This window comes from Stenotrophomonas sp. NPDC077421, from assembly GCF_049545505.1.
In the GTDB taxonomy this organism is placed as follows: Bacteria; Pseudomonadota; Gammaproteobacteria; order Xanthomonadales; family Xanthomonadaceae; genus Stenotrophomonas; species Stenotrophomonas nematodicola.
The window spans coordinates 72,874-98,361 of record NZ_JBMWDP010000016.1 but is presented as its reverse complement, the minus strand read 5'-3'; the positions used below and the strand labels follow the sequence as shown (position 1 = coordinate 98,361).

Below are 25,488 nucleotides of genomic sequence, written 5' to 3'. Positions count from 1 at the left end.
AAGGCCTGTTCCGCCAGATCGGCATCTACGCCCCGTTCGGCCAGAAGTACAAGCCGGTCGACGCCGACCAGCTCATGTTCTACCGCGAAGACCAGAGCGGCCAGGTGCTGCAGCAGGGCATCAGCGAGCCGGGCGCCATCAGCTCCTGGATGGCGGCCGGTACCAGCTACTCGGTCTCCAACGTGCCGATGCTGCCGTTCTACATCTACTACTCGATGTTCGGCTTCCAGCGCGTGGGCGACATCGCCTGGCAGGCAGCGGACATGCGTACCCGTGGCTTCCTGCTCGGCGGCACCGCCGGCCGCACCACGCTGAACGGTGAAGGCCTGCAGCACGAAGACGGCCACAGCCACCTGTTCGCCGGCGGCATCCCCAACGTTCGCAGCTACGACCCGACCTTCGGTTACGAAGTGACGGTGATCCTCCAGCACGGCACCAAGGCCATGATGGAAGACCAGATCGATGAGTACTACTACATCACCCTGATGAACGAAAACTACACCCACCCGGAAATGCCGGAAGGTGCAGCGGAGTCCATCGTCAAGGGCATGTACCTGCTCACCGACGCCGGCAAGCCCAAGAAGGGCGAGCTGCGCGTGCAGCTGCTGGGGTCGGGCACCATCCTGCGCGAAGCCATTGAAGCGGCCGCGCTGCTGGAGAAGGATTTCGGCGTCACCGCCGACATCTGGAGCTGCCCGAGCTTCAACGAACTGCGCCGCGATGGTTTCGACGCCGAGCGTTGGAACCGCCTGCACCCGGAAGCCGACCAGCGCGTGCCGTTCGTGACGCAGCTGCTGGAAGGCCGCCAGGGCCCGGCCATTGCCGCCACCGACTACGTGCGCGCCTACGCCGACCAGATCCGCGCCTTCGTGCCGATGTCCTACACCGCCCTGGGCACCGACGGCTTCGGCCGCTCGGATACCCGCGCCAACCTGCGCCGCTTCTTCGAGGTGGACCGCTACTACATCGCGCATGCCGCGATTGCAGCGCTGGCCAAGGAAGGGAAGATGACCGGGAAGGATGTGGCCCGGGCGATCAAGCAGTACAAGATTGATCCTGAGAAGGCTAATCCTGTCGGGGTTTGATCAAGATTTTTATTTGTGGTAATCAGAAGGGCGGCCGTCAAGACCGCCCTTCTGCGATGTAGTGGGCGGATTATCGAGTAAGTGCAACTAGATAAGTGGGAAGGATTCCAATGCGCGCAACGCTTATAAGTCAGCCTGCGTCTCAGCTAGGCACAATCGTGGAGGGCTTCTTGTCCGAAGCCTTCCACTGTCAGCGGGCTACACTGGTTTCAGCTTTCGTAAGCCTGAGAACTGTTCTGCGACTGCGTCAACCCATCCTCGCCGCTCGAGATCGTGGCTGTGCTGTCAGTGTCATTGTCGGAATTGATCTCGATGGTACAAGTAGGGAGGCATTGCAGGAGTTAATCAGTTGGGGTGTGAATGCAAGGGTGTTTAGTAATGCGTCGCCTCGCTCAACTTTCCATCCGAAAGCTTATCTCTTCGAGAGCAGGAGGCAGGCGGCGCTATTTGTTGGCTCAAACAATTTAACTGAAGGTGGCTTCTACACTAATCATGAGCTCGCAGTTCGAATGGACTTCGATTTCCCGGATGACCGTGTTGAGTTCGATGCTCAGTCGCTGCTTTTGGAGCGGGCGCTTGCAGGCACTGGAGGTCTGATCAAAGATCTCGATCAAGAGCTCCTTGATGTTCTAACTTCCCGTGAACAGATTCCCTCCGAGAGTCAGCGAAGACAAATCTCGAGAAGGAGGCGCATGGATACTGGTGATAATGTCGCCCCGAATCCATTTGGCTCGGTTTCAGCGCCCCTGCCGCCATTGTTGTCGGGAGCTGCACGAGACGTCGACGCTGAAACGACAACGCAAGTGGCCATAGAGCAAGAGGTGCTGCTCCGAGGAGTCCGTCTCGTTTATGAGAAGAGCCTCGTCTGGAAAAAGGTACTTTCGAGGACGGACGCGCTGCAAAGTGGAGAGAGGGCCAACCCAGTCGGTGGAGTAAGGTTGACTCAGGCAGGGTTCGAAGCGCCTGAGGGGCGGCGCATTGACCAGACGAAATACTTCAGAGAGTTATTCTCGGATTATGTATGGCAACGCGAAATACGAGGGCATCGAGATCAGGAGCACGCGATCGTTCCAATAAGGCTGGTGATCGATGACAACGATCATGGGGTCTTGGGTTTCGAAATCAGTCACAAGCCATCAGGTGAGGCGGGCCAGGGAAACTATACGACGATCCTGCGTTGGGGTAAGGCAGCTGCGGTCGTAAAAGGATCGAATATCGCGGGAAAGACCCTCTCTCTATTCGAGACCAATAGTGACGCAGCTGCGTTTACTATAGAAATCGGCTAAACGCTTCACTTCACCGAGAGATCTCCGTTCACGTCTTCAAAATCGGATGAGCTTCTGTGTCGCCTGTTTCTCAATCTACGCCATCCATCAAAAATCATTTCCTGAGAGGTGGAAGAGAGGCCGATATCGCCCAAAACTCTGGCCGAATTTTGCTTGAGAACAACATCCATAGGTTCCTGCCGAATCAGCCTGTCCAGATCTGCAATATCAATTTTGGTCTTCTTCGAAACCGGAATCATTAACTTTCTGATTTCCGAAGGAACCAGTTCTAGCACGCCGCCACCATAATGACGTCCCTCTAGCTCTGCACTGAGAGACGTCAAGCTGTTTACAAAACCTGCTACGAGCTTCTGAGCGGAGATCCCTGGAAGGCTGCGGATTCTGTAAGCGGTATCTGTCGTGTAAGCGCCAAGTTTGTTGAGAATTAGGCGTGGTGTATCATGCGACCTCTTTAGCATGCCGATCTCGGTAGAGTACACAGAGGGCACCGTGTACCACGGAGATCTGATGCGGCACTTGTAGCGGTTGTGCAGAGATTCTTTCTCTCCAGCTTCAATGTAGCTGCGTGCCTTCTTGTACTTCATTGGTGAGTTGTCGGGGAACCAAAGGAAATTGGTTGGTTTGCCCCTTGAGGCGTTGGATAAGTGCTGCTTCTGATCGTAAATTATCCCTGGGCAGTGTTCGCTTCGGCCGAACATCGGGTGTGCCCATTGCTGAAGCTCGTTACTAATAACAGTTTCGTCTGTTACCAAAAAGAACTTGTTGGCACCTGTAACGATACCTACTTCAACTTTTGCAACTTTGTTGAACTCAAAAATATCCTTGTGGTCCTGTAGCTCGTCAAGTAGATCTCTGATGTCCTGGGCGAGAAAAGCCTTTGTCCATTTTCCTGAGACAGTACGCCCATTCATGGCTTGGGGCTTAGAAAAGACTGCTTTCGGGTCCAAAGAAAGGAACTCACGATCTCTCACTTCGTAGATGCCAAGACCATCGGTGTGGCCTACTGCTTCGCCATCGCCATGCTTCTCAGCAAGCAACAAGACAGCGCCCTGAAGTGTTCCCTCAAACCACAGCTGCTCTGGGTCAACAACTACAAGGCGGCGGCACTCCTTACCCAAATAAGTGCGTAGAGACTGCGCGTGCATGACATGGATGAGCTCTGATGGAACTACCATTGCGAGCCGGCCACCGGGGCGAAGCATGCTCAAGCTTGCAATGATGAATGGAACCCAAGCATTCGTGTGCTTAGTAAACGGGAGATCATGAGCACGAAACACCTGCTCGGCACGTTCTTGGAACTGAGCGGGGAGGTACTGATAGCGCACGAACGGTGGATTGCCAATTACGGCGTCAAAGGTGGGGCCTTGGCTGTTCGACGGTTGCAGTGCCCAGGAAAGGAAGTCTCCAGCTTGCACTCGACAGTTGAGCAGGCCGGTTTCTCTGGCGCTGGACGCCGCTTTCGCGGCCTCTTCCTCATTGAGCTCCATTGCCAGCACAGACAGGAGTGGATCCGCACCCGCCTTACCGAGGGCGCGAAGAAATGACCCGTCTCCGCAGCTAGGTTCGAGGACTCGAGTAGGTCCAATTTCAAGAACCCACCGACACAGAAACACAGCAAGATCGTCAGGGGTGTAGTACCCGCCGCGCAGCTTCTGTGCCGACTCGTTTGCCATAAAATTCATGATTTCAACAGTTCGGCTTGAGCGAGATAGAGGTAGTAATAATACTAATTGGCGTCTCGCAGTGTGAGACGCAGTTAGCATAGTTGGATATCAAATGGAAGCGCAGTCCCTGTGCATACTTCAGTGGTTTGGCTGCCTCGACATCCGTTGGCGCACTGGCGCCGCTGTCGGCGCGTTGACCTGCGCCATTGTAGTGCAGCGACTAAAGGATAGTGCGGAGATCCAAAGGTCCGGTGGCCCCGTCTACAGGTTAGGCGTCACGTGCACAGACATCGGAGCGAGAGCCAGACCTCGGGCGTGTGGGTGATTGCCGAGCGGATCGCCCTCAACAACCAGCAGCGCCCATGTCAGGCACTGAAGATGATGACGCCGGATGCGGTCTATGTAGGTACATCAACCGCATGAGCTGAGCAGAAACCGGAGGGTCATTACCGCGCGACCTACCACTCACACTGCGACCGATGCCACCGCAGAAGCTCTACGCTCACAGCCAGATGGTCCGCAACCGGCTGTGACAGCCTCAATCCGCCTAGCCGTCCGTACTCTGTGTCACGAAGAGTAGGGGTCGTCTGAACGATCTTTGTCTCCGGCTCCACACTGATGAGATACAGATCGAAGAGGGTATGGACATCGGCTCGGAGCAGAAGCCCGTTCGTTAAAGAGTTCGTCGCTGCACCCTGATAGGGGTACACGTGTGCGGCCTCAAGCACATCCAGGACGTTGCATCCGGTCATCACACACCTACCTGAGTAGGCTTCAAGCAGGGCAGCGCGGAACGATGCCTGACCCTGGCGGCGTACGATCGTCGCGAGCACTTTGCGTCGCTGGTCCTCCGCATCTGCAGGAGAAAACGCAAGTAGCTCTTCGGCGTAGCGCCTCTCTGCTAGAAGTTGGGTACGTGTGTCCCCAGTGGTTGCCGTGAGAGTTTCAGCGGGCGACGTGCCCCCGAGCAGCTTGATCAACTGGCCGGTCACCTCTGGGCCCACATTCGCAGCTGGGCGTAGGCCTGAAAGCCACGGCTGCTGTAGCTGGTCGAGGACGTGCGAGATGTTCTGCATCCGGTACTCCCATGCTTTCGGAGTACGCCCATGTTCCTCGGCCAATTCGCGATACACCTGAGCCTTGTTCAGCGCAAGCCCTTGCGCAGCCCTCTGTTGCATCATCCGGTATGCCCCCACTGCGGCAACCAACTGATCTTGGGTCCAATCGCTCAAGCCTGCCATCTCTCGTCCTATTGGAAGCGCCGCTTCAATAGGTTCTAAGTATCGCTCAGATCGCGTGGCCTTGACGCAATCAGCCGGTTAGCTGCTCACGGCGAGTCTTGTAAGGGCCAGAACGTATCCACTCGGCAAAGCTCGTAGTCGTGCCCAAACGCCAACGCGGCATCCCTGGCCGGCAAGTCCGAGTAGCGACCCAGGTCGGTCTGATCCATCCCAGCATCGGCATGGTCAATGGCAAAGAAGCTCAACATGGCGTCGTCGAACGCCTGGAGCCACTCCGAGTCAATTCTGTTCATCCACAGCCCTCCCGCTAGGCGAGCGAGGATGCGCGTACCCCGTCACAAAGGCCGCGACTAAGGTGGGTTGATTGCGCCACCCTGTAGGCGGCGTCAACCGAACACCTCAAAACCAACAGAAACAAGCGATTTCCCAACATCCGCACCAACGCGCATGGTGCACACCGGAGCGTAGAAACTCCTCTAGCAGGAAAATGTTGGACGTCCCACGTCGGGAGGGTGGCTAATACAACACCCCCTGTGGAAATACGCCCGCCGGTTCCTGCTAGACGGTTTCTAACCTCCCGACACCCTCGCCATCCCGGCGAGGGAACGCCATGCCGGAGGTCCAACATGCTGACGTCATTCATAGAGTTACCCGTCACCGAGTCGCCCGTCATCGAGCGCCCCAGGCGCAAGCCCTCCATCCGGCCAGCGCGCTCCAACCGCGTGGGTTCGTTGATGTATGCCACCCGCGAGGACTACGGCCGCAACGAGATCGTGCCTTATATCCGGCTGCGCGGCCGCTGGCTGGGCAGCCTCGGCTTCGATATCGGCGCCCTCCTGAAAGTGGAAGCTACCCACGGCAGCATCACCCTCACGGTGGTGGAGCGGCCCGTCGTGGTACCCCCGAAGATCCCCAGGAAGCTGCAGCGGCAAGCCCGCTGAGCGGCAGCGCCTACCTTTACGGTGGGCATCAGCACGGCCATCAACCGGGATACCGCGCGCACCACGCCGCCTTTGGGCAGCACGGAGTAACACAGCCCCGGCCGCGCAGCGCTGGCACCGGCACAAACCTATACGTCACTGCGCCTCGGGTGCGGCGCGCGCGTGCCTTCAACTTCACTACCCAGCAGTGGGAGGAACCCATGAACGAGAGTGTCTTCATGCAACTGGAGATGGACGCCGGCCTGCGTGCCCGCTTCCAGCAGGCAGCGGCGTGCGAACGTCGCCCCGCCGCCCAGGTGCTTCAACGCCTGATGCGCGAGTATGTGGCGCGGCAGGCGGGCCAGAGCGCCGCCGGCGCAACCGGAGCTGCTGAACCGGTCGAGCGCGCAGCCAAGGCAGCAGCTATCGATCAGTACACAGCCGGCACACCCGAGCCGCCGCCGCACGAGGACAGTGGCGAGCAGGACCTCGAGGCGTTGGCACGCCGGCAGCACGGCTGGAGCGCGTGTCCGTTTGGCACACGCTGATGGGGCCGCGCGTTCAATCCACCTGATCAGCGGGCGGCGCTGAGCCCGCGCATTCCGCGGGCTCACCCCGTGTACCGCAAAGCGGCACCTAGGAATCTGTGCACCGTACCCGAACCGTGATCCCACGCAAGCCTTCTCTGTGAGCCACATCAATAGGCGGGCTCAGAGCCACTGCTAGCCTGTCAGCCTCACGGAGGAGACCACATGCTGACGCTGGATGCACGACAGGAAGCGCTGTTGCGCCTGCCATACCCCGCAACGTTCCTGCCCCGATTGGCCGATGAAATCCGCCGCGACATGCCAGAGCGCGTGATCGGCCTGGACAACCGCACCTTGGCAGCCGAAACCGAGCGCTGCTACACCTACGCCGCCTACGAGCTGGGCATCACCCGCCTGCCGGTGCTGGTGCGGTGGACGAAGACCGACGTCGGCAGCGGAGGCGCGCTACATCGCGAAATGACGGTGGACCTGGCCATTCGCCAGGCAGACGACCCCAACCTGGCTGCCGCCGATCTGCTGGCGGCTCTGGCCGCCTCCCACCGCTGGCCCACGCCCCGGAGCGGTGCGTAATGGCTGCCACGCCGGCACCCGCCGTGGGAAAGGTGCTTGAGCTGCTCGGCAAAGCGGCTGCCGCAGCGGCGGCAGCGATGGGCATCAAGGAGACCGTGAAGGATCGGCCCGGCACCCGCGCGCGCGAGGCGGATTGCTCGGAGGTGTCCGATGACGCCGACTGCGACCAGTGCCTGCTGATCAACGGACGGATCGGGCCGCCGCCCACCCCGCGGTACATCGCCAAGAGCAACCGCATCAACTACGACTACCAGCTCTACGTCGCGAATCTGCACGCGGGGCCGGAGCGGTTTGGCTACGTGAGGGCTGGAGACAACTCGAACAGCATCGTCAACATCGAGCTGTCGATGCTTAAGGACTTCTTTGGCACAGGTGGGAAGTACACGACGTTGGAGTGGATGTTCGGTGGGATTGCGTTTGATGGCTTCTGGCGTAGCAAGTGCACAGTTGTGGAGAGCAAGGCGAACTACGGACATTTTCTCGGCGATGACGGCCTGCCCAAGTACCCATTTATGGAGCACGAGTTCCGTGGCTGGAGAGAAAAGTTCCTCTCCCAAGAGAGCGTAGTGGCGAGCGCAGGGTCGAAAGGCTCACTTGAATGGCACTTCATGGACTCGAAGGTCTACGAAGCCGCATTGATCCTAGCCAGGATTCCCGCGCACTCAGCAAAGCTCACGCCATTCGGCATAAGAATTCCGCGATGAACATCACCCTGATCTGCAAGACGCCGAGTATGAGCCTCACGCCAATCCAGGTGTACGAACAGGCGGCAAGTTGCATCTCGCGACTCTCTTTGGTGCATCCGGATCTAAGGAGCTGGTGGAAGCTTCCAGACGCACCTAACGTTCCCTTCGTCGATTTCCATGACTCGCACGCAATCCTCTCCTTCATCAAGGCGATGAGTGCGAAGCATCGCGCAGAATTTCCGATGCTTGCAGATAGAGGAAGCACAGGCCTGATGCTCACCAATGCCAGCAGCACGCTGCAGTGGCGGGAGCGGGGGAGGATTACCCTGTCTGTTCAGCCGGCAATGGGCGAGGTGACGTTCTCTGTCTACGGAGCGGAGCGAGTACTCGCTCCGGTGGGTGAAGTGGTCTGGTCACTGTTGAAGGCGCTTTCATCAGATTCGCGGGTAACGTATGCGAAAACGGATGTTCACGAGCGTGTTGATGGGAGGTCGCTGGTCTACAGCATGCATCGTGGTGTCTATCCGCATCGAGAGTTCCTTGGCTGGATGGGGTACGTGGATCAAGCGCTACTGCCAGCGCAGTTGCCAGAAGCCTCGCGGGTGGAGCGGCTTGGCGAGGGCACCCTCATCCTCGCCACTGACTTGCTGGACCTGTCCAGTTCTGCGGCCGTGGAGCAGGTAAACCGTGTCGAGATACGGCTTGCCGAACTTGGGCTCCTTCCTGTGACGGATCCGCGGCTGTCATGAGATCGGTAGGGCTCATTGCTGGCCGCGATGCTGTCCCATCGCTTCTGCACCCGTGAACATCACGTTGGTCTGCCACTCCCCACCCAACGACCTGACCGCCGCGCAAATGTGGGAGGACGCATCCACGTGGGTGGCGCGCATCGCCAGAACACATCCGGACTTTGAGGCATGGTGGACGGTTCCGCGAGGTCCACGAGATAACGCCATCCTATTGGCCCAACGGGAGAAGGTGGTCGCTCACATTCAGAAGGCGAACACCGCTATCCACCTGACCAATGCTGCCACAGACGCAGAGTGGGCGAAGCGTGGAAAGGTCTCCCTTGCGATTCACCCCGGCAGCGGCATCCTGAGGCTCAGACTCGGTCGCCTCCAGGAGCTCTATCCAACGCCGACGACGCTGGTCTGGAGCCTCCTCCAAGGCCTGACGTCCAACTCGCGTGTGACCTTCGCGCAGACAAATGTTCTGCAGAAGGTGGCCGGTAGCATCATGACGTACAGCGGCGACCGACGTGTGTTCCGTCACCGGGAGTATCTGGGGTGGATGGGGTATGTAGACGCGCCACTCGCGGCCGACCAGCTGCCTCAGGCGGCTCGCCTAGAGCGACACGGTCGCGGCACGCTCATTCTTGCAACCAAAGCCCTGGGCCTGGGTGATCGCGCGGCGGTTGAGCAGGCAAACAGAACTGAGATTGGACTTGCTGAGTTGAGTCTTCTGCCTGCTGCGCGTGGATCGTTGAAGTAGGTCATGAAAGCAACCATTCGATGCAAGATGAGGCCGCAGGTCCTTGAGGCCAAGCACCTATACGAACATGCCGGAGATGTCCTAAGCCGTCTTTCTTCTGCTAGTGCCGAATTCGGGAAATGGTGGTCTGTACCGAGCCAGGCAGGAGGCTCACCAATAGCGTTTGAGGATCGCGAAGGCATGATCGAGCTGATCGCAAAGCAGGAGAATGACTTCCGCGCGAAGTATCCAGGGGTCTCGTTGTCCGCGAGTAACGGGATACTGCTTGCAAACGCTGAGGGCGAGGAAGAATGCGCAGCGAAAGGAAGTGTTGCCATCGCCATCAATCCGGGTCCGGGCGAGATCCGACTTGATATCGGCAGGCTTCATGTCGCTCAGGAGAGGCCTGCGGAGTTGGTCTGGTCATTGCTTAAAGCGTTAACGGCAGATGCGCAGATCACGATGGCCCAAACCAACATCACGCAGACCGTGGGCAGAGAGCGACGGCTCTACAGCCTCCACTGCAGCGTCTTCCCGCATCGAGAGTTCCTGGGATGGATGGGCTATGTGGACCAACCTGTCGATGAATCTCAGGTTCCTGACGCGGCACGCGTGGAACGGCATGGGCGGGGAACGATGATCATGGCGACAGAAGACGCAGATCTGTTCAATGCCCGCTCGGTGGAGCAAATGAACCGGGTTGAGATTCGACTTGCAGAGCTTGGCCTTCTCCCAGTGACCGATGCGCACTTGGCGGGTAAGTAATGGCGACCATTACACCTGCCGTGTTGAGGTTGATCCAGTTGCTGGTCAAAGCCGCTGCAGTCGTGGCAGCAGCGATGCGTAACAGGGTGGTCCTTAAGGATTCGCCGGTCACCCGAACCCGCGATGCGGCCTGTCTGGACGATGCCTCGAATCGAACTGCTCCCTTTGCTCTGGGTATCAACCTGTGAAGATTGTCATGAACTGTTACCTGCCCTCGACGCGCTCTGACTCACTGGAAGTCCATCGTCAAGCAACTGAGTTGGTTGGACGGTTGTCCAACGTGCACACCGACTTCAGCAAGTGGTGGGTTGTGCCCGACGGACCAAAGGACCCTTACATCTCTCTTGACGACGCCGATGCCACCTCAGCGTCAACTCAACGGTCTGATAGGAAGCTCTTCAAGGCCTTTCCCAATGCGGAGTCCGACGGCAGCATCGGTGTTCTGCTTACGAACTCAGAAAGCGACAAGCAGTGGCGAGAGCGAGGAAAGGTGTTTCTTTCGGTAAAGCCCGCATCGGGTCGCATCTGCCTTGAGATATCGCGAGTAAGCGAGTTGTATGCCACACCCCGGGATGTCGTCTGGTCGCTGCTGAAGGCGCTCTCGTCCGATACTCGTGTGACCTTTGCAAACACGAACATCGTACAAAGGGTTGCGGAGGAGATCGTTCTGTACAGCTACGATCGGTCCGTCTACCAGCACCGAGAATTCCTGGGGTGGATGGGCTACGTGGACAAGCCGCTGTCCGCCGATCAATTACCACAAGCGGCGCGCATGGAAGCACAGGGCCGCGGCACGCTGATTCTTGCAACGGAAGTGCTGGATCTTGCCGATCACGCAGCTATCGAGCAAACGAATAGAACTGAGATCGGCCTTGCCGAGCTTGGCCTTCTTCCTGTTCTTGATCCGAGTCTCAGGTAGCCCACTGCATGTCGTACATAGAGTTCCATTGCCCTCGGTGGGCATCCTCAGAATATCGGTTTGCCACCACCACCGCAAAAGGCGTTCTACGGTGAAAGTCACGCTTGTCTGCAAGGAGGTATCAGCAAAACTGACACCAGCCATGATCTACGAGGAGGCGATCCGACGGGTAAGCACGCTGGCCACGGTCCATCCACACTTCGAACAATGGTGGCTGATGCCATCCTCCGCTGATGAGGCGGACATTCCTATGTCCGACCGAGAGCAGATCATCACGCGCATCGAAGCCAGATGTGCCTACTTTGACAAGCAGTATCCAGGCACGAGTTCTCTCGCGAACCATAGCATTCTGTTGACGAACGCGCCGGACGAAGCGAGCTGGCGTGAGCGAGGAAGTGTTGCGCTCTCGATCAGGCCGGGAATGGGCGAGTTGAGGCTGGAGATCAATCGATTAGAGCAGATCTACGACTCCCCATGCGACGTAATGTGGGGGCTGCTCAAGGTGCTCACGTCCAGACCGCAGGCGACCTTTGCGCAAACCCATGTCCAGCAGGCAAAGGGAGGAGAGAGGCGACACTACAGCAGCCAGCTGGCGGTGTTTCAGCATCGCGATTTCATCGGCTGGATGGGGTACGTAAACCAGCCCGTCAGCGCCCAGCCGATTCCCGATGCGGCGCGTATAGAGCGTCATGGTCCAGGGACACTGATTCTGGCCACGGAGTCGATAGACCTTTTCGACGCGCGCTCAGTTGAGCAGGTCAACCGCGTCGAAATCGCAATGGCCGAGCTGGGCCTCTTGGCGGTGAGAGGAGCTGGTCTTGGAGGGTGATGCGGTGCTCTCGCTGGCACGCGGGCGTTTGAAGCGCCGAATCCGCTGACGCATCTATCCAGACGATCTACATCCCAATGAGGTACGCCACATGAACATCTCCATCTCCTGTCAGATAGTGCCGTGCGTTCTGACCGCGTCTGAGACGTACGATTACTCGGCGGGTCTGATCGCCCGCCTGGCGGCAGCTCATGTTGGCTTCCAGCACTGGTGGTCAATGCTTGCCAAGCCTACCGACACGCGCATTGCGTTTGATGATCGGGCGCGGATGACAGCCTGGATACAGGCAGGCAAGGACGCGTTCCAGCTCGAGTACCCGAGCGCACCTATTTCCTTGAGCGGCGGTGTCCTGCTCACGAACGTCACGAGCGAGGCAGAGTGGTTGGCGCGTGGCAGCATTTCACTTTCCATCAATCCGGGGCCCGGAGAAGTACAGCTTGAGATCAATCGTATTGAACAGGTCTTTCCCTCGCCGACTGAACTGGTATGGGCCTCACTACGTGCACTAGCGCACGATTCGAGGGTCAACTTTGTGAACACCAATGTCCAGCAGGGCTGGGGCAAGGAGAGAAAGCTCTACAGCCTCCACTGCGGCGCCTTCCCGCACAGAGAGTTCCTGGGCTGGATGGGCTATGTGGGTCGGCGGCTCACCGCCGACCAGATTCCAGAGGCCGCCCGCATGGAACATGCTGGTGAGGGCACGCTGATCATGGCAACAGAGAACCTCGACTTGTTCGACGCAAGCGCCGTAGAGCAGGCCAATCGCGTGGAGATACGTCTGGCCGAACTTGGGCTGTTGCCTGTTACTGATTCACGGCTGTTATGAACATTGCGCTCATATGCGCGACACCAAACATGAGTCTCTACCCTGAGCAACTACATGGCACCGAATCCGCAGCATGTTGGTGCCGATGGTCGGGGCGGAATGAGTGGGGTGGAGCGGTGATGGGGCATGGGTCTGCGGCGGGGCTCGGCTTCCTGTTAACATCCTCGGGCCAGCCAGCCTCCCCACCTCTTCACAGTGTGGGATTGGCCGCGTCACGCGGTCATGCGAGCCAAGGACTTCTCTTCCTGACTGTCATCAAGGACGCCTGCATGAACCCTCGTTCCCTTCTCCGTTCGGCCACCCTGGCCCTCGCCGTCACCCTTTCGCTGGGCGCTCCCTCTGCCTTCGCCGTGGGCGAAGCCGCCACGCCGGCCAGCACCGAGGCCGCCATTCAGCGCAGCGTCCTTGCCAAGGGCCTGTACGAACTGGCCTACAGCCCCAAGGTGGATGTCGTGTATGTCGCCTCGTCCGGTGGCTTTGGCGATAGCGCCGGCCAGCCGCAGCTGCTGCTGCTGGACCCCACCAACCTCGATCTCGAGGCCCAGATCCCGCTGGAGCGCAAGCCGTTCGGCATGGTGCTGGACGACGCCAACAACCGCTTGTACCTCGGCAACACCGTGGATACCTCGGTCACGGTGCTCGATACGGCTACGCACAGGGTGCTGGGCATTGTGCAGTTGATGGAGAAGAAGGTGGGCAAGGATGGCAAGGCCGCCTACACCCACGACCTGCGCGAGCTGGTGGTGGATGGCCCGGCCAACCGCCTGTACGTGACCGGCCACTCGGGCGAGGGCAGCGTGCTGTTCGTGGTGGATACGCAGTCGCTGAAGGTGATCGACACCATTCCGGGCCTGGGTAATGCCAAGGCACCGGGCCTGGCGCTGGATGCCAAGGGCAAGCGCGTGTACACCTCCAACCTGCTGGCCGAGCTGGTGGTGGTGGGCACCGACAGCGGCATGGTGGAGCAGCGCTTCCCGATCAGTGCCGAGCAGCCGATGAACATCGCGCTGGATCCCGCCGGCAAGCGCCTGTTCGTTACCGACCAGGGCTCGGCGATGATCCGCAAGTACCAGGCCAGCAGCTCGGGCTTTGCGTCCAAGCACCCGGGCAACCGTGTGCTGGTGCTGGACCGCGCCACCGGCAAGGAGCTGGCCAGCATCCCCACCGACGCCGGTCCGCTCGGTATTCTGCTGGATGCCAAGCGCAAGCGCCTGTACGTGACCAACCGCGAAGCGGGCACGGTGACGGCCTACAACAGCGATAACTACAAGCTGCTGAAGACGTACTCGGTGCCGACGCATCCGAACAGCCTGGCGCTGGATGCCAAGAAGAACGTGCTGTACGTAACCATAAAGAACGGCGACAAGGATGCCGAGGGCAGCCGGGAGAGCGTGGCGCGCATCGCGCTCTGACGCCTTCGGGTATCGGGCGCGCAGTGGGTCACTGCGCGCCCCTGCATCAATGGCAGGCGCTCACGTAGCCTGCCAGCCGCCAGTCGTTGTGGCCGGTGTAGACCAGCTGGTAGCTGTCCGCGCAGCCCGCCGCGCGCACGGCCAGGTGGATATCGCGGGTTTCCGGTGCCACCGGCGCCTCCGCAGGGCGGAGATGGGCGGCAATCGCCTCCGCGTGCGTGGCCTGCAGGGTGGGCAGGGGCACCGCGTTGGCAGGGCGTGCGGGGGCATCTGGCCCCGCGGGTGCGGCACCCGCTCCATGCGCTCTCAGATAGTCCTGCGCGCCTTCGCTGTCGGGGCGGCACAACAGCGCATCCACGAGTGTGGTGGCTTGTTCACCATCGGTGAGTTGCGCGGCGGTGTCGGCCCAGGCGCGGGCGAAGTCGCCGGCGCAGGCCAGCGGCACGCGCGCCGGAGTGGCCGCTGCCATCGCCGGCAACACGACAAGCCATGCAAGGTGCCAGGACGTTACAGGCAGCACGTTTCCTTCCTTGGCGCGCAGATGGTGGGTCCATTCTGCCGCACCCGGTGTGCACGTGCGCGCTCCCTCACTCCGGCAGGTATTGCCCGCGGCAGGTGCGCCAGCCGGTGAACGGCGCAAACAGGGCATGCCGTTGCTCGGCGGTGAGCACCCGGTGCAGCTGCTCCATCACGCGCGGGTCGTAGTAGCGCAGCAGGCCCGCACCGCCGCCGGGGAGGCGCAGCGTGAGCAGCCTCTGCAGGTGCGCGAACACGGTCTCGAAGGGGCGCATGCTGGTCAACAGGGTGATGCCGTTGGGGTGCTGGCGCTCTACCTCGGCCAACCACTGTGCGAGCTGCGGCGCATCGGCGGGTGCGAGCAGCCACGGCCCGGAGGTGGAGGCCGTCGCATCGGGAGTGCCCAGGAACAGTGAGCGGTAGCTGGCCGGGGGGGCAAGGCGCAACAACGCCTCGGGCGTGTCGGGGCGCACGGCGGCGTCGAGGATCACGTAGGCGATCATGCGGCACGCGACAGAAAGGCCGTGCCCCGCTCGCCGGCACTCCGCAGGCAGCGCTCGCAGATGGGGGTGGTCTGCTGCGGGCGCGCGGGTGCGTTAAATGCCGCCGGTGCCTTCGCCACGGCAGTGGTCGCGGCAGGGCCATCGTCGACATGGACCAGGTGCTGCTGCCCGGCGGTCAGGCTGCAGCCACAGGCCAGACGATCACCCTCGCGTGCCACCGGCTGGCCATCGATGATGAGGGTGGTGTCCCCGGAAACGATCGGAAAGGCACCGCCATGCGCGGGGCAGGTGGCGTAGTCGTTGATGCGGGCGAGGGGCTTGCCCTCGATGTCGGTGAAGGGCGAACCGGTGATGACACGGCCGCCGCTACTGGTGCGGTCGCCCACGACGATGAGCATTCGCATATGCATACCCTGGGTTGGACGCGGGGGAGTCTTCTAGCACGCTGGCCGCTGGCGACGTGCCGTTCTGCAACGGTCCTGCACAGTGCGTCACGCAGTGCGTGCGGAAACGGGTTGAACGCGACATGTGTGGGCAGCGTCGATGTCTGTGGATGAGGCTGCATGCGTCACTTCGCGCAGGCAACGACGGGTACGACCGCGTGGTCAGCCGCAAACTGACGCGCCGCCTGCGCACCGCTCAGATGGGCGTAGCGGGCGAGCAGCACCGTGTCGAGCCCGGCGATGTGGTGATCCAGCGCGTAGACGCGCCACAGCTCCTCGTCGAAAGCGAGCAGCCAATCGTGATCGGGCGAGGGCATCGGAGGCTCCTGAAGGACGGAGCGCCAGCCTGCCAGCGCGGGGCGCGTGTCCGCACGGAATGGCGTCTCAGTTCCGCATGCGCGCTGCGCACCGTTGCGATGGGTGCAGTAGCGTGCCGGCGTCGTGGGGCCAGGCAGTTGCAACCGATCCAATGGTCATCGCGTACGGCATTTCCAACAATCGCCACCGAGAACCGGTTGGGAGTACAGGTGTGGATGCATCGATGTGGTGGTCGTCGTGGGCGGGGCCGATGCTGGGCTGCGTTGCGGCCGGTGGCATGGTGGGCCTGGGGGTCTTGGCTGCCACGCGCGTGCCGGATATCTCCGGCGTATGGACCATGACCACCCGTCAGCAGAGCTCGCTCGCGAGCGAGACGCCTGGTATGGATGTGACGTATCTGGTGATGCTGTCCCAGCGCCGTGGGCGGGTGGAGGGAATCGCCGAGCGCGTGCGCGACGTGCATGCCGATGGCAGCGTGCGCAACTACACCGGCAGCCATCGGCAGCGTGCGGAGATCAGCGGCGGGCTGTTGGGCGGGGTTTTCGAGCGGCGCCAGTTCCAGCTGCTGTTCCGTGAACATGGTGCGCATCGCAGCCACGCCACCACGCACCGGTTGGAGCGCCGCGTTGGCCGCGGCGAATGGCGGGGGCAGTTCTGCTCCAGCGCGGCAAGCGTGGCGGGCCAGGCGCGCTGGTCGCGCGGTCTCGGGAGTTTCAGCTTCAGGCGGTAAATGCGCCCGCGTTCAGCGCTTGATGGCCAATACGCCATCCAGCGCAAGCTCGGCCTTGAAGCCGGCCTTCTCCAGGCGCTTGGCCACTTCGCGCGGCACATCGCGGCCGCTGGTGAGTCTGTTGGGTGCGCCGGTGTAGTGGAACATGCGGCCGCCCTTGCGGATCACCCGGGCGAGCTGGTCGTAGAACACCTGGGAGTACAGTTCACCGGCGATGCCGAAGCGCGGCGGGTCGTGCAGGATGGCGTCGACGGAGGCGGTTTCCAGCGTTTCGATGGCCTGCGATACATCGGCATGGGTCAGCGACAGGCGACCGCCGCTGCTGGCGGCCTCCGGATCCGGCGACCACGGGTTCAGCGTGCGAAGCCACAGCACATCGGCATTCTTCTCGAACGAGAGAAGGCGGGTGACACCGCCTTCCAGGCAGCAGGCAGCGAAGTAGCCGAGCCCGCCGCAGGTGTCCAGCACCGTTTTGCCCGCCGGGGCGATCAGCGCGACCTTGCGCCGGGCATCCTCGAACGGCGACACCTGCGCGCTGGGCAGCATCTTGATGCCGTCGATCTCGAAGGTGGGCGCGTCCCAGTCGGTGGGCACCAGTTTGATGAGCGCTGAGCCGAAGCGCGAGATCGGCGCGAAGTCCTCGCCATCCCAGTAGTAGAGCGTGCGGTCCTTGGTCTTGCCGGGGTAGGCGTAGGACTGGCCGTGCCAGCGCCAGCGGTCGGCCCCGAGAATGGCGGTGCCGGTGCTGCGGCCGAGATCCAGCGAGCCGCTCCATTCGCCTGTGCCGGCATCGCGGGCGCGGAGCAGGGCATCGGCGAGCGGGCGGGTCAGCAGGGGGCCGGTGTAATGGGGCACGGGATCGGGGGCGCCGGTGCTGCGGGGCAGCCGGGCGACAGGGCAGTCAAGGGGTGGGCATCGTACCCGAGAACGCGGCCGGGCCGTGTGACCGGGATGCGCTGCCGCAGGATGGCCGGTCTACAATCGGAGCGCACCATGTGGGTGGAACGCCCAGGCATGGCACGAGCGCTAACCTCCGGGCGGACCATGAACGCAGCCATCGAGCAGTCCCGATTTCCTTGGCATTCCCGGGCGGGCGAGGGGGTGGGAGCCGGCGTGATGCTGGCCGTGCTGCTGAGCCTGACCGGCTGTGGGCAGCCGGACGATGTGGGGCCGCCAGTACGCCTGCACGAGGTGGCGAGCATCGAGATCACGTTCGTACAAGGCCCCTTCGAGGACGTCGAGGAGGTGCATCGCCTGCAGCAGGGCGCCGGGCATCGTGTCTTTGAACGCACCTCCGAAGTGACGTGGCGCGGCGGCCCCGCGACGGTCACCACCGGCACGGTACCGCCGCAGCGTGTGGCCGAAGTGCTGCGTGCGGCGGCGGCACCGGTGTGGTCCCGGCAACGTGCGGTGGACATGGCCGCGCGACGGCTGCGTCCGGACGCCCTGATCGAGGACGTGGTGCCGCGGGACATGGCCTCTCCGGGCTGCAGCGCGGCGGACCTCCGCAAACGCATGGGCGCGGCGCTGGGCGGTGATGCGTTGCGCGCGCAGTTGCTTGCCTACTACAGCGATGCCTATGGCTGGACCGATGATGCCCCCTCACTGCGCATGACGATCCGCTACGACGACGGGACGGCGTCGGTGGTGCAGTCCACGTCGCAGAAGGTGCGCATGTTGCCGTGGCAGATGGGGGGGCCTTCGGACACGCCACGCCTGAACTGGTCGGTGCCGCTGACCGAGGCCATCGCCCGGGTGCTGCCGCCGGCCTCGGCCGCCGCCGAGCGGCTGGAGAGCACCTCCTACCGGCACATGACCTCACGCCTGCTGCTTGCCGCGCAGGCGGAATGCGCCGCCGGCCATCAACCGCCGTGACGGAGATAGTGCCCGCGCGCGAACAGCCACTGGCACCGTTTCTTTACCATCAGCCGCGGACGGCCGCGTTCGATCACGACCGGGTTTCCTGCGCTGGCCTGGCCCTGGAATGTGGCATCCGGCTTGAGCAGCGCAACTCCGTTGAGGCCATCGGGCGTCAGCAGAATGTCATCGATGCCGGCCGCATCTTCCGGGCTGAACCGGGTGGCGATCTGGGCGTCGAGGGCGGTGCCCAGCGGGGTATCGACGCGCCGCCAGGGCTGGCCCTCGCGCAACGACATGACATAGGCCCCGTTCTCGCGCACGACCTTCACTGATTCCTTGGCACGGGAGGTGTCGGCATAGCAGCCGATCAGCCGGCCCTGGCCGGTGCTGTGGCCATCACGGCAGGCACCGAGCAGCAGGATCAGGGAGACCAGCAGAAGTGGGGGGCGGCGCATGGCGTGACCGAAGGGCGGCAGAGGTCAAGTGTAGGCAAGTCCCTGACGCGTTGGTGCGGCGCATTCCCGGTGCGAGCTGCGGCATCCCCTGATCGCACCGGCGTGGTGGGATTCGCACACTGGCCGCATGTCCCCGCCTACCCGCCCTTGGTCGCCCGGTGCCACGTACTTCTTCAGTGCGCACCTGCGTGATGGTCACAGCCAACTGCTGGTGGAGCACGCCACCTACCTGCGGCTGGCGTTCCGGATTGCGCGGGTGGTGCGCCCGTTCCGCATCAACGCCATCGTCGTGCTGCCCGATCACCTGCACGGCGTTTGGACGCTGCCGGAAGGGGACACCGAAGGGCATCAACGCTGGAGCCAGATCCAGGCCGTGTTCGACCGGCACCTGCCGGGCAACCCGCCTCGCGCCGTCCTGCGCCGTGACCGGCAGGTGCGTCCGCTCTGGCACAGCGGGTTCCGCGAGCATCGCATCCTGGACGATGCGGATCTGGCGCGTCATGTGGCGTACGTGCATGAGAACCCGGTCAAGCACGGGCATGTCCGCGATGCCCGGCAGTGGCCGCTCAGTTCAATCCATCGGGGCGTCGGGCGGCCGGTGGCGGGGTTTGGGGAGTGCCGGGAACCGGGAACGGGCAGCGCCCTGGACGAAGACGCGGCCAGTGGGATGGATCAGGAGGATGCAAGGGGATGCTGAAGTATGGGCAGGGAATGCCGGTGGGGGCCGTGCAGGTGGCGGCGATGCAGGGGCGTGACGGCTGGGGAGTCGACGACACGCCACATGGGCGGGCACCCGGCGAAGCCATGACGCCAGGTGGGGAGCGCCAGGGTTCCGCACAACCGGGGGGCGGAACCGCTGGCGCTGGGCCGCTACCCGGGGCGGCAGGGGACGCTCAGGGGCATGCGACCGGATAAATGGGGCCGGCGCCGATCAGCAGCAGGCCCATGTAGTCGCTGTCCGATGCCTTGCCTTTGAGGGTGGCGCCGGCATTGAACTTGAACAGGCCAAAGCCGCCGCGGGGGCTGACCAGTGCCTTGCCGATCTGGTCGGCGTCGTCCTTGAAGAACCGCGCGATATCGGCGCGTGTGGATTCCTGCAGAGGCGTCGGCTCACGCTGCCATTGATCGTCGCGCTGGAAGGATACGTAGTAGCGGCCCTGCTGCTGCTCGATGCGGAACTCCGCCGGCTTGCGCGGGTGGGTGGCGTAGCAGCCGAGCATGGGATCGGCGGAAAACACGTTGGCGCTGTTGGTGCCGTTTCGGCACGCCGTGAGCGGCAGCGCGGCGCGGAGCATCACGCTGTAGATGGACGGGCGGAGAGAGTGACGCATGGCGGTTCCCTGTAGGCCTTGCAGCATTCTAGGACGAGCGTGCAAAGACGCCGTGCAGGCCGTGCGCCGTGCGGGCGGCAAGGGTGGCTGCGACGCCGACAGGTGGTGAAGCGTGGAGGCTCGCCCTGGGAGAACGCGAGTGAGCTCCGAACCATCGTTGACTACCGCGCCGCGTCCAGCGCGGACCGCACGCGCGCCGTGGTTGGGGTTGGCCAGTTTCCTTGGATTGCCGCTTGGCGGTGCAGCCGGTTACGTGGCGGCACACCTGGGCAGTGCCGCCGCCACGGCGGAAGGCACCACGGGGGCGGCCATCGGTGTGCTGGCCGCGGCGGTGATCGGCCTGATGGCCACGGTGGGCGCGCGCGTGCGCCAGGAGCGGTGGCCGTGGCTGGGCATCGTGGGCGCGGTGGTGAGTGCCGCGCCGCTGGTGGTGTTCATCGCCGGCATGATGGTGATGCGCTGAGCCATGCGCGTGCGGTAGACCGCGCTGCCACAGGCGGCGTGCCGGAGGTCAGTGTCGGTGCCGCCGCCACGCGTTCCAGACATGGGTACTGGCCAGCAGGAGGCTGCCGGCGACGGTCAGGGGCGTTTCGCTGTCGTGCGTGGGCCAGCCGAGTGCGCCGGCGAGCAGCAACAGCAGGCCGGCGGCGGCGCTGATCAGCGCTGCCGCAGGCAGGGGCCGCTGACGGTGCGCGCGCCACAGGGCCACACCGGTCAGCGGGACGGCGATGGCCACGAACAGCGCGTGCACCCACTCGGCCTCGGCCCATACCCCCATCAACGGAAGGGTGGCGGCCAGCAACGGCAGGGCCAGGCAGTGCAGGAGACACAGGCCGGAGAGGGCGAGGGCACCGGCATCGAGCAGGGCGGAGGATCGCTTCATGGCGGGGGGCCTTGGTTTTCGAATGTTATATAGTAACATTTCGGTTCTCCTTGCTGCCTGCCCTGCCATGACTGCCTCCCGTCCTTCCCCCGATTCACGCCTGCCGGTGACGGTGCTGTCCGGCTTCCTTGGCGCCGGCAAGACCACGCTGCTCAATCAGATCCTGCGCAACCGCGAGGGACGGCGCGTGGCGGTGATCGTCAACGACATGAGCGAGATCAACATCGATGCGCAGCTGGTGCGCGATGGCGGCGCGGCGCTGAGCCGCACCGAAGAGACGCTGGTGGAGTTCAGCAATGGCTGCATCTGCTGCACGTTGCGCGATGACCTGCTGCAGGAAGTGAAGCGGCTGGCGGCTGCGGGGTGCTATGACTACCTGCTGATCGAGTCGACCGGCATCGCCGAACCGATGCCGGTGGCCGCCACCTTCCAGGTGCGCGATGCAGACGGGTTCTGCCTCAACGACATCGCCCGGCTGGACACGCTGGTGACGGTGGTGGACGGGCAGCAGTTCCTGCGCGACTTCGGCTCGACCGACCGCCTGGCCGACCGCGGCCAGCAGGTCGGGGAGGACGATGCACGTGGGGTGGTTACGCTGCTGGCCGAGCAGGTGGAGTTCGCCAATGTGATCGTGGTGAGCAAATGCGACCTCACCGATGACGACACGCTGCAATCGACATTGGCGGTGCTGCGCGCGATGAACCGCGACGCGCGGTTGCTGCTCGCGTCGCGGGGGGACGTGCCGCTGCATGAACTGCTGGACACGCGACGCTTCGACTTCGTGCGTGCGCAGCTGGCACCGGGCTGGATGCAGGCGCTGCGCGGCGGGCATACACCGGAGACCGAGGAGTACGACATCACCAGCTTCGTGTACCGCGCGCGGCGACCGTTCCACCCGCAGCGTTTCGCGCGGGTGCTGGAGCATGGGCTGGGCAGCGTCATCCGCAGCAAGGGTTTCTTCTGGCTGGCCAACCGGATGGACTGGGTGGGTGAGCTCTCCGGCGTCGGTCCGGCCATGCAGACCCAGGCCGCTGGCTTCTGGTACGCCGCGCGGGAGCGCGTGGCGGACGGGCTGGAGGGCACGGCGCCGGTGTTGCCGCCCACGCCGGTGCCCTACACCGACGTGGGGTGGGCGCGCCAGCAGATGGCATGCTGGACAGCGCCGATGCCCGCAGTGGACGAGGTGGGTGACCCGGGCGAGTACCAGGCGATGCGCAGGCTGTGGCACCCGTGGTGGGGCGACCGCCGCCAGGAGCTGGCGGTGATCGGGGTGGCGATGGATGCGGCCGCGGTGCGCGCCGAACTGGATGCGTGCCTGCTCAACGATGACGAGATGCGTGCCGGGCCGCTGCTGTGGCAGGTGCTGCCCGACGCGTTCCCTGCCTGGGCGCGCCAGTAGCCACGGTAGCGGTCAGCGGGCATGCAAGACCCAGCCGTGGTCGCCGGCGTCGAGCCGATGGGTCAGGTGCAGCGCGTCGAGCAGATCGGGATCGTGCGAGACCACGATCAGCGTGCCGGGATACTGGTTGAGCATGTGCTCCAGCGCCGCCAGTGAGGGCAGGTCGAGATGGTTGCCGGGCTCGTCCAACAGCAGCAGCTGTGGCGGGTGCTCGGCGTACAGCAGGGCGGCCAGCGCCGCCTTCAGCCGTTCGCCGCCGCTGAGCGCATGCAGCGGCCGCAGGCTGCGTCCGGCATCCAGCCCAAGCAGCGCCAGGCGCGTGCGCAGGCTGCCCTGATCCTCGCCGGGGTGCGCGCGCTGCAGCCATGACAGGGCACTGTCATGCGCCGGCAGCGCGGACAGCGACTGATCGAGCAGGGCCGTTCGCGCAGAGACGTCCACGCGGCCGCTGCAGGGCGCGACAGTGCCGGCCAGCAGACGCAGCAGCGTGGATTTGCCACTGCCGTTGCGGCCGCTCACGCCGATGCGCTGGCCGCGTTGCACTGTGAGGTCGAGGGTGTGCCACGGTGGCGCGACCCACGGCAGCCCGGCGGCAACGAGGTTGGCCACGCGTTGCGGGCCGGGATCGTCGAGCACCGGGGGCAGCATTGCGATGGCGGCCTCCCGTTCGACGTCGACGGCAGCCGCGTCCACGCGCGCGTCCAGTGCGGCGCGCCGTTCCGCCTGCTGCATCTGCAGGCGGCCGGCACTGTGTTCGCTGCGGTTCTTCATGCCGCCAAGCAGGATGGGGGCCTGGTTGGCGGTGCGTGCGTCGCGCTGCGCGCGCGATTGCCGGTGCGCCTGCCGCTCGCGCTGCTCGCGCAGGACCTCGTGCTGCTGGCGGCGCTCACGCTTGCGCCGCTCGAGCAGCGCCTCGGCGGCCTTGCGTTCGTCGTGCTTCCGCGCGGTGTAATGGGCGTAATCGCCGCCGTAGCTGCGCAGCCCGGTAGGCGAGAGTTCGACGATGCGCTGCATGCGTTGCAGCACGGTGCGGTCGTGGCTGATGACGATGAGACCGCCGCGCCAGTCCGCCATTGCGTCCAGCAGCCGATCGCGGTGCCAGGCGTCGAGGTGGTTGCTGGGCTCGTCGAGCACCAGCGCGTCGGCGTTGGACAGGAAGGCACCGGACAGTGCCACCTGCATGACCTGGCCGCCGCTCAGCGTGGCGGCCGGGCGCAGCGGATCGAGCGCGGGCAGGCCGAGGCGATGCCACTGCGCCTGCAACCGGTCGCGCAGGTCCCAACGGTCGCCGACGCAGGCGAAATCCTCGGGATCGACACTGCCCGCCTCGATGCGGGCCAGTGCGTCGAACACCGGCCCGACACCGGCAAGGTCGACGATGCGACCACACGGAACGCCGCTGAGCTGCGCCAGCCGCTGTACGTGGCCGTGGCGCTGGATGCGTCCGGCGGTGGGGGCCAGCTCGCCGCTGAGCAGACGCGCGAGCACACTTTTACCGACACCGTTGCGCCCGACCAGGCCGGTCGGCGTGGTGTCGAAGGAAAGGGAAAGATCGGAAAACAGCGCACGGCCGTCGGGCAGCGTAACTGCCACGCGGTCGAGCGTAAGGGCGAATGCGGTCATGCGACCTCCATAGATGCCGTGAACTCCTCCCTGCCGGGCAGGGTGGTGAGGAGACAGGCCGTCAGACGACGGCGGCATCAATGGCGCATGCGGGCATACCTCGGCAACTCAGGCGACTGGCTGTCGCGAACCCAGTATACGGAGGCACCGGTGGCCAGCGATGAACGCGCGCTGCTCAGCAGTCCACGCCGGTGAGGCGGGCGCTGACGAAATCGATGAAGACGCGCAGTTTGGGTAGCACGTGCCGGCCCGATGGCCAGAGCAGGTAGAAGGTGCCGCAGGCATGGATCTGGTCGGCCAGCACCCGCTGCAGGCGGCCGTCGGCGAGTGCGTCGCGCGCGGAGTGCTCGGGAAGGTAGGCGATGCCGCGCCCTGCCAGGGCGAATGCCAGGCGTGCTTCGATGGTGTTGCTCACCATCGACACCGGCAGGTCCAGCGGGGGCTGGCCGGGGGCGACTGGCACGGGCCACGGCTCCAGTTTGCCGGTGCTCGGGAAGCGGTAGTGCAGGCAGTTGTGCTGACGCAGATCGGCCGCGGTGCGCGGGGTGCCACGGCACGCCAGATACTCCGGTGCGGCGACCAGGTAGCGCGGGAACACGCCCAGTCGGCGCGCGCTGAGGCGCGAGTCGCCGGGGTCGCCGACGCGCAGCACGGCGTCGAACCCTTCTTCGACGACATCCACCAGGCGGTCATCGAAGTCCAGCTCGAGCCGGATGCCGGGATAGGCGGCCATGAATTCGGTGAGGATCGGCAGCGACAGGTCGCCCACCAGCGGCAGGCCAAGCCGCAGCACGCCGACCGGCGCGGCGGTCTGATCGGCCAGCTCGGTGCGGGCGGCGTCGCGCTCGTCGAGGATGCGACGGCAGCGCACCAGGAAGCGCTCGCCTTCGGCGGTCAGGGTGATGCTGCGCGTGCTGCGGTGAAACAGGCGCACCCCCAGCGCCTGCTCCAGGCGGGTCACGCTCTTGCCGGCGGCCGAGGCGGTGATGCCCTGCAGGCGGCCGGTCTCGACGAAGCTGCGGGTGTCGGCAACCTGCACGAAGGTCTGCAGGTTGCCCAGATTGTCCAAGGCTGACATGGGCGGGACACGGGCGGAAAGCCGCACTGTAGCGAGTGCGGGGGGGGCGGGGGCGGCCGACAGCAGTGGCGCGCCGGCCGGGGGGCGGGAAACCCTTGCGGGGACTGGGTGTTATGCAATTGCGGAAC

At 63.8% G+C, this 25,488-nt stretch carries 32 protein-coding genes; 19 read left to right on the top strand and 13 right to left on the bottom strand.

Features of this window, described 5'->3' with window-relative positions; translation table 11 throughout:
- Window positions 1-1,085, top strand: a 1,085-nt coding sequence (locus tag ACPEH1_RS10965; protein ID WP_423715770.1) for a transketolase-like TK C-terminal-containing protein, incomplete at its 5' end; no start/stop codon positions are given.
- 170 nt (window positions 1,086-1,255) lie between these two features.
- Entirely contained in the window at window positions 1,256-2,371 is a 1,116-nt protein-coding gene (locus ACPEH1_RS10960; protein WP_423715769.1) for a phospholipase D-like domain-containing protein, read from the top strand.
- Window positions 2,372-2,376: 5 nt separating this feature from the next.
- Here ACPEH1_RS10960 and ACPEH1_RS10955 read toward each other — a convergent pair whose 3' ends face one another.
- The 3 genes from ACPEH1_RS10955 to ACPEH1_RS10945 form a co-directional block, all read right to left on the bottom strand.
- Entirely contained in the window at window positions 2,377-4,053 is a 1,677-nt protein-coding gene (locus ACPEH1_RS10955; protein WP_423715768.1) for an N-6 DNA methylase, read from the bottom strand.
- A 440-nt stretch (window positions 4,054-4,493) separates the two neighbouring features.
- A complete protein-coding gene (locus tag ACPEH1_RS10950; RefSeq protein WP_423715767.1) occupies window positions 4,494-5,111 on the bottom strand; it encodes an HNH endonuclease in 618 nt (205 codons plus the stop codon).
- Between the two features lie 251 nt (window positions 5,112-5,362).
- Entirely contained in the window at window positions 5,363-5,569 is a 207-nt protein-coding gene (locus ACPEH1_RS10945) for a hypothetical protein (RefSeq protein ID WP_017356931.1), read from the bottom strand.
- 333 nt (window positions 5,570-5,902) lie between these two features.
- Here ACPEH1_RS10945 and ACPEH1_RS10940 point away from each other — a divergent pair, with 333 nt between their 5' ends.
- The 12 genes from ACPEH1_RS10940 to ACPEH1_RS10885 all read left to right on the top strand — a co-directional run bounded on the left by ACPEH1_RS10940 (window position 5,903) and on the right by ACPEH1_RS10885 (window position 14,221).
- Window positions 5,903-6,217 (top strand): SymE family type I addiction module toxin, encoded by a 315-nt coding sequence (locus ACPEH1_RS10940; protein WP_153164971.1) that lies wholly within the window; start codon window positions 5,903-5,905, stop codon window positions 6,215-6,217.
- A gap of 200 nt (window positions 6,218-6,417) precedes the next feature.
- Entirely contained in the window at window positions 6,418-6,744 is a 327-nt protein-coding gene (locus tag ACPEH1_RS10935; protein ID WP_262072049.1) for a hypothetical protein, read from the top strand.
- Window positions 6,745-6,948: 204 nt separating this feature from the next.
- Window positions 6,949-7,314, top strand: coding sequence for a hypothetical protein (locus tag ACPEH1_RS10930; RefSeq protein ID WP_423715766.1), 366 nt, complete (start codon window positions 6,949-6,951; stop codon window positions 7,312-7,314).
- A complete protein-coding gene (locus tag ACPEH1_RS10925) occupies window positions 7,314-8,018 on the top strand; it encodes a Tox-REase-5 domain-containing protein (RefSeq protein WP_423715765.1) in 705 nt (234 codons plus the stop codon). Before ACPEH1_RS10930 ends, ACPEH1_RS10925 begins: the two co-directional genes overlap by 1 nt.
- Entirely contained in the window at window positions 8,015-8,749 is a 735-nt protein-coding gene (locus ACPEH1_RS10920; protein WP_423715764.1) for a hypothetical protein, read from the top strand. Before ACPEH1_RS10925 ends, ACPEH1_RS10920 begins: the two co-directional genes overlap by 4 nt.
- A 52-nt stretch (window positions 8,750-8,801) precedes the next feature.
- Window positions 8,802-9,491, top strand: coding sequence for a hypothetical protein (locus tag ACPEH1_RS10915; RefSeq protein WP_423715763.1), 690 nt, complete (start codon window positions 8,802-8,804; stop codon window positions 9,489-9,491).
- 180 nt (window positions 9,492-9,671) lie between these two features.
- Window positions 9,672-10,235 (top strand): hypothetical protein, encoded by a 564-nt coding sequence (locus ACPEH1_RS10910; RefSeq protein ID WP_423715762.1) that lies wholly within the window; start codon window positions 9,672-9,674, stop codon window positions 10,233-10,235.
- A complete protein-coding gene (locus ACPEH1_RS10905; protein WP_423715761.1) occupies window positions 10,235-10,423 on the top strand; it encodes a hypothetical protein in 189 nt (62 codons plus the stop codon). The genes ACPEH1_RS10910 and ACPEH1_RS10905 overlap by 1 nt, the downstream gene beginning before the upstream one ends.
- An 8-nt stretch (window positions 10,424-10,431) precedes the next feature.
- Window positions 10,432-11,154, top strand: coding sequence for a hypothetical protein (locus ACPEH1_RS10900; RefSeq protein WP_423715760.1), 723 nt, complete (start codon window positions 10,432-10,434; stop codon window positions 11,152-11,154).
- Between the two features lie 91 nt (window positions 11,155-11,245).
- Entirely contained in the window at window positions 11,246-11,983 is a 738-nt protein-coding gene (locus tag ACPEH1_RS10895) for a hypothetical protein (RefSeq protein ID WP_423715759.1), read from the top strand.
- Between the two features lie 91 nt (window positions 11,984-12,074).
- Entirely contained in the window at window positions 12,075-12,809 is a 735-nt protein-coding gene (locus ACPEH1_RS10890) for a hypothetical protein (RefSeq protein ID WP_423715758.1), read from the top strand.
- A gap of 269 nt (window positions 12,810-13,078) precedes the next feature.
- The gene (locus ACPEH1_RS10885; RefSeq protein WP_136003474.1) at window positions 13,079-14,221 is read left to right on the top strand and encodes a YncE family protein; all 1,143 of its coding nucleotides are present in this window, start codon (window positions 13,079-13,081) and stop codon (window positions 14,219-14,221) included.
- A gap of 46 nt (window positions 14,222-14,267) precedes the next feature.
- Here ACPEH1_RS10885 and ACPEH1_RS10880 read toward each other — a convergent pair whose 3' ends face one another.
- The 4 genes from ACPEH1_RS10880 to ACPEH1_RS10865 all read right to left on the bottom strand — a co-directional run bounded on the left by ACPEH1_RS10880 (window position 14,268) and on the right by ACPEH1_RS10865 (window position 16,000).
- On the bottom strand, window positions 14,268-14,741 hold the full coding sequence (locus ACPEH1_RS10880; RefSeq protein ID WP_153164960.1) for a hypothetical protein: 474 nt from the start codon (window positions 14,739-14,741) through the stop codon (window positions 14,268-14,270).
- A gap of 67 nt (window positions 14,742-14,808) precedes the next feature.
- Window positions 14,809-15,240, bottom strand: coding sequence for a DUF4123 domain-containing protein (locus tag ACPEH1_RS10875; RefSeq protein WP_136003478.1), 432 nt, complete (start codon window positions 15,238-15,240; stop codon window positions 14,809-14,811).
- Window positions 15,237-15,638, bottom strand: a complete 402-nt coding sequence (locus tag ACPEH1_RS10870; RefSeq protein WP_229296518.1) for a PAAR domain-containing protein — start codon at window positions 15,636-15,638, stop codon at window positions 15,237-15,239. Before ACPEH1_RS10870 ends, ACPEH1_RS10875 begins: the two co-directional genes overlap by 4 nt.
- Window positions 15,639-15,808: 170 nt before the next feature.
- On the bottom strand, window positions 15,809-16,000 hold the full coding sequence (locus ACPEH1_RS10865) for a hypothetical protein (RefSeq protein ID WP_262072057.1): 192 nt from the start codon (window positions 15,998-16,000) through the stop codon (window positions 15,809-15,811).
- A gap of 152 nt (window positions 16,001-16,152) precedes the next feature.
- On the opposite strand from ACPEH1_RS10865, the gene ACPEH1_RS10860 reads away from it, so the two are divergent.
- Window positions 16,153-16,731 carry a hypothetical protein gene (locus ACPEH1_RS10860; protein WP_136003483.1) on the top strand — a complete coding sequence of 193 codons (579 nt, stop codon included), beginning with the start codon at window positions 16,153-16,155 and terminating at the stop codon, window positions 16,729-16,731.
- A 12-nt stretch (window positions 16,732-16,743) separates the two neighbouring features.
- On the opposite strand, the gene ACPEH1_RS10855 is transcribed toward ACPEH1_RS10860, so the two are convergent.
- A complete protein-coding gene (locus ACPEH1_RS10855) occupies window positions 16,744-17,616 on the bottom strand; it encodes a class I SAM-dependent methyltransferase (RefSeq protein ID WP_423715772.1) in 873 nt (290 codons plus the stop codon).
- 228 nt (window positions 17,617-17,844) lie between these two features.
- Between ACPEH1_RS10855 and ACPEH1_RS10850 the strand changes: the two genes are divergently transcribed.
- Window positions 17,845-18,606: a hypothetical protein gene (locus tag ACPEH1_RS10850; protein WP_312710710.1), complete on the top strand. Its 762-nt coding sequence runs from the start codon at window positions 17,845-17,847 to the stop codon at window positions 18,604-18,606.
- On the opposite strand, the gene ACPEH1_RS10845 is transcribed toward ACPEH1_RS10850, so the two are convergent.
- Window positions 18,594-19,046, bottom strand: coding sequence for a hypothetical protein (locus ACPEH1_RS10845; RefSeq protein WP_312710708.1), 453 nt, complete (start codon window positions 19,044-19,046; stop codon window positions 18,594-18,596). The genes ACPEH1_RS10850 and ACPEH1_RS10845 overlap by 13 nt on opposite strands.
- A 127-nt stretch (window positions 19,047-19,173) precedes the next feature.
- Between ACPEH1_RS10845 and ACPEH1_RS10840 the strand changes: the two genes are divergently transcribed.
- Complete coding sequence (locus tag ACPEH1_RS10840; RefSeq protein ID WP_136003489.1) at window positions 19,174-19,743, top strand: REP-associated tyrosine transposase; 570 nt, start codon at window positions 19,174-19,176, stop codon at window positions 19,741-19,743.
- A gap of 196 nt (window positions 19,744-19,939) precedes the next feature.
- On the opposite strand, the gene ACPEH1_RS10835 is transcribed toward ACPEH1_RS10840, so the two are convergent.
- Window positions 19,940-20,341 (bottom strand): hypothetical protein, encoded by a 402-nt coding sequence (locus tag ACPEH1_RS10835; RefSeq protein ID WP_423715771.1) that lies wholly within the window; start codon window positions 20,339-20,341, stop codon window positions 19,940-19,942.
- Window positions 20,342-20,516: 175 nt separating this feature from the next.
- Between ACPEH1_RS10835 and ACPEH1_RS10830 the strand changes: the two genes are divergently transcribed.
- Entirely contained in the window at window positions 20,517-20,840 is a 324-nt protein-coding gene (locus ACPEH1_RS10830) for a hypothetical protein (RefSeq protein WP_423715757.1), read from the top strand.
- A gap of 48 nt (window positions 20,841-20,888) precedes the next feature.
- Here the strand turns inward: ACPEH1_RS10830 and ACPEH1_RS10825 are convergent, their stop codons facing one another.
- Window positions 20,889-21,260 (bottom strand): MerC family mercury resistance protein, encoded by a 372-nt coding sequence (locus tag ACPEH1_RS10825; RefSeq protein WP_017355668.1) that lies wholly within the window; start codon window positions 21,258-21,260, stop codon window positions 20,889-20,891.
- Window positions 21,261-21,327: 67 nt separating this feature from the next.
- Between ACPEH1_RS10825 and ACPEH1_RS10820 the strand changes: the two genes are divergently transcribed.
- Window positions 21,328-22,659 carry a GTP-binding protein gene (locus ACPEH1_RS10820; RefSeq protein ID WP_423715756.1) on the top strand — a complete coding sequence of 444 codons (1,332 nt, stop codon included), beginning with the start codon at window positions 21,328-21,330 and terminating at the stop codon, window positions 22,657-22,659.
- Between the two features lie 12 nt (window positions 22,660-22,671).
- On the opposite strand, the gene ACPEH1_RS10815 is transcribed toward ACPEH1_RS10820, so the two are convergent.
- Window positions 22,672-24,282 (bottom strand): ATP-binding cassette domain-containing protein, encoded by a 1,611-nt coding sequence (locus tag ACPEH1_RS10815; RefSeq protein ID WP_423715755.1) that lies wholly within the window; start codon window positions 24,280-24,282, stop codon window positions 22,672-22,674.
- Window positions 24,283-24,457: 175 nt separating this feature from the next.
- A complete protein-coding gene (locus ACPEH1_RS10810) occupies window positions 24,458-25,360 on the bottom strand; it encodes a LysR family transcriptional regulator (protein ID WP_423715754.1) in 903 nt (300 codons plus the stop codon).
- Window positions 25,361-25,488: the final 128 nt, after the last annotated feature.

What these genes read in the sequence shown, in the direction of transcription:
- ACPEH1_RS10890 (WP_423715758.1), top strand. Translation starts at nt 12,075, where the DNA reads ATGAACATCTCCATCTCCTGTCAGATAGTGCCGTGCGTTCTGACCGCG.
- ACPEH1_RS10810 (WP_423715754.1), bottom strand. Translation starts at nt 25,360, where the DNA reads ATGTCAGCCTTGGACAATCTGGGCAACCTGCAGACCTTCGTGCAGGTT.
- ACPEH1_RS10935 (WP_262072049.1), top strand. Translation starts at nt 6,418, where the DNA reads ATGAACGAGAGTGTCTTCATGCAACTGGAGATGGACGCCGGCCTGCGT.
- ACPEH1_RS10860 (WP_136003483.1), top strand. Translation starts at nt 16,153, where the DNA reads ATGGTCATCGCGTACGGCATTTCCAACAATCGCCACCGAGAACCGGTT.
- ACPEH1_RS10840 (WP_136003489.1), top strand. Translation starts at nt 19,174, where the DNA reads ATGTCCCCGCCTACCCGCCCTTGGTCGCCCGGTGCCACGTACTTCTTC.
- ACPEH1_RS10825 (WP_017355668.1), bottom strand. Translation starts at nt 21,260, where the DNA reads ATGAAGCGATCCTCCGCCCTGCTCGATGCCGGTGCCCTCGCCCTCTCC.
- ACPEH1_RS10910 (WP_423715762.1), top strand. Translation starts at nt 9,672, where the DNA reads ATGATCGAGCTGATCGCAAAGCAGGAGAATGACTTCCGCGCGAAGTAT.
- ACPEH1_RS10815 (WP_423715755.1), bottom strand. Translation starts at nt 24,282, where the DNA reads ATGACCGCATTCGCCCTTACGCTCGACCGCGTGGCAGTTACGCTGCCC.
- ACPEH1_RS10835 (WP_423715771.1), bottom strand. Translation starts at nt 20,341, where the DNA reads ATGCTCCGCGCCGCGCTGCCGCTCACGGCGTGCCGAAACGGCACCAAC.
- ACPEH1_RS10820 (WP_423715756.1), top strand. Translation starts at nt 21,328, where the DNA reads ATGACTGCCTCCCGTCCTTCCCCCGATTCACGCCTGCCGGTGACGGTG.
- ACPEH1_RS10845 (WP_312710708.1), bottom strand. Translation starts at nt 19,046, where the DNA reads ATGCGCCGCCCCCCACTTCTGCTGGTCTCCCTGATCCTGCTGCTCGGT.
- ACPEH1_RS10925 (WP_423715765.1), top strand. Translation starts at nt 7,314, where the DNA reads ATGGCTGCCACGCCGGCACCCGCCGTGGGAAAGGTGCTTGAGCTGCTC.
- ACPEH1_RS10870 (WP_229296518.1), bottom strand. Translation starts at nt 15,638, where the DNA reads ATGCTCATCGTCGTGGGCGACCGCACCAGTAGCGGCGGCCGTGTCATC.
- ACPEH1_RS10950 (WP_423715767.1), bottom strand. Translation starts at nt 5,111, where the DNA reads ATGCAGAACATCTCGCACGTCCTCGACCAGCTACAGCAGCCGTGGCTT.
- ACPEH1_RS10885 (WP_136003474.1), top strand. Translation starts at nt 13,079, where the DNA reads ATGAACCCTCGTTCCCTTCTCCGTTCGGCCACCCTGGCCCTCGCCGTC.
- ACPEH1_RS10875 (WP_136003478.1), bottom strand. Translation starts at nt 15,240, where the DNA reads ATGATCGCCTACGTGATCCTCGACGCCGCCGTGCGCCCCGACACGCCC.
- ACPEH1_RS10945 (WP_017356931.1), bottom strand. Translation starts at nt 5,569, where the DNA reads ATGAACAGAATTGACTCGGAGTGGCTCCAGGCGTTCGACGACGCCATG.
- ACPEH1_RS10955 (WP_423715768.1), bottom strand. Translation starts at nt 4,053, where the DNA reads ATGAATTTTATGGCAAACGAGTCGGCACAGAAGCTGCGCGGCGGGTAC.
- ACPEH1_RS10930 (WP_423715766.1), top strand. Translation starts at nt 6,949, where the DNA reads ATGCTGACGCTGGATGCACGACAGGAAGCGCTGTTGCGCCTGCCATAC.
- ACPEH1_RS10905 (WP_423715761.1), top strand. Translation starts at nt 10,235, where the DNA reads ATGGCGACCATTACACCTGCCGTGTTGAGGTTGATCCAGTTGCTGGTC.
- ACPEH1_RS10900 (WP_423715760.1), top strand. Translation starts at nt 10,432, where the DNA reads ATGAACTGTTACCTGCCCTCGACGCGCTCTGACTCACTGGAAGTCCAT.
- ACPEH1_RS10920 (WP_423715764.1), top strand. Translation starts at nt 8,015, where the DNA reads ATGAACATCACCCTGATCTGCAAGACGCCGAGTATGAGCCTCACGCCA.
- ACPEH1_RS10865 (WP_262072057.1), bottom strand. Translation starts at nt 16,000, where the DNA reads ATGCCCTCGCCCGATCACGATTGGCTGCTCGCTTTCGACGAGGAGCTG.
- ACPEH1_RS10940 (WP_153164971.1), top strand. Translation starts at nt 5,903, where the DNA reads ATGCTGACGTCATTCATAGAGTTACCCGTCACCGAGTCGCCCGTCATC.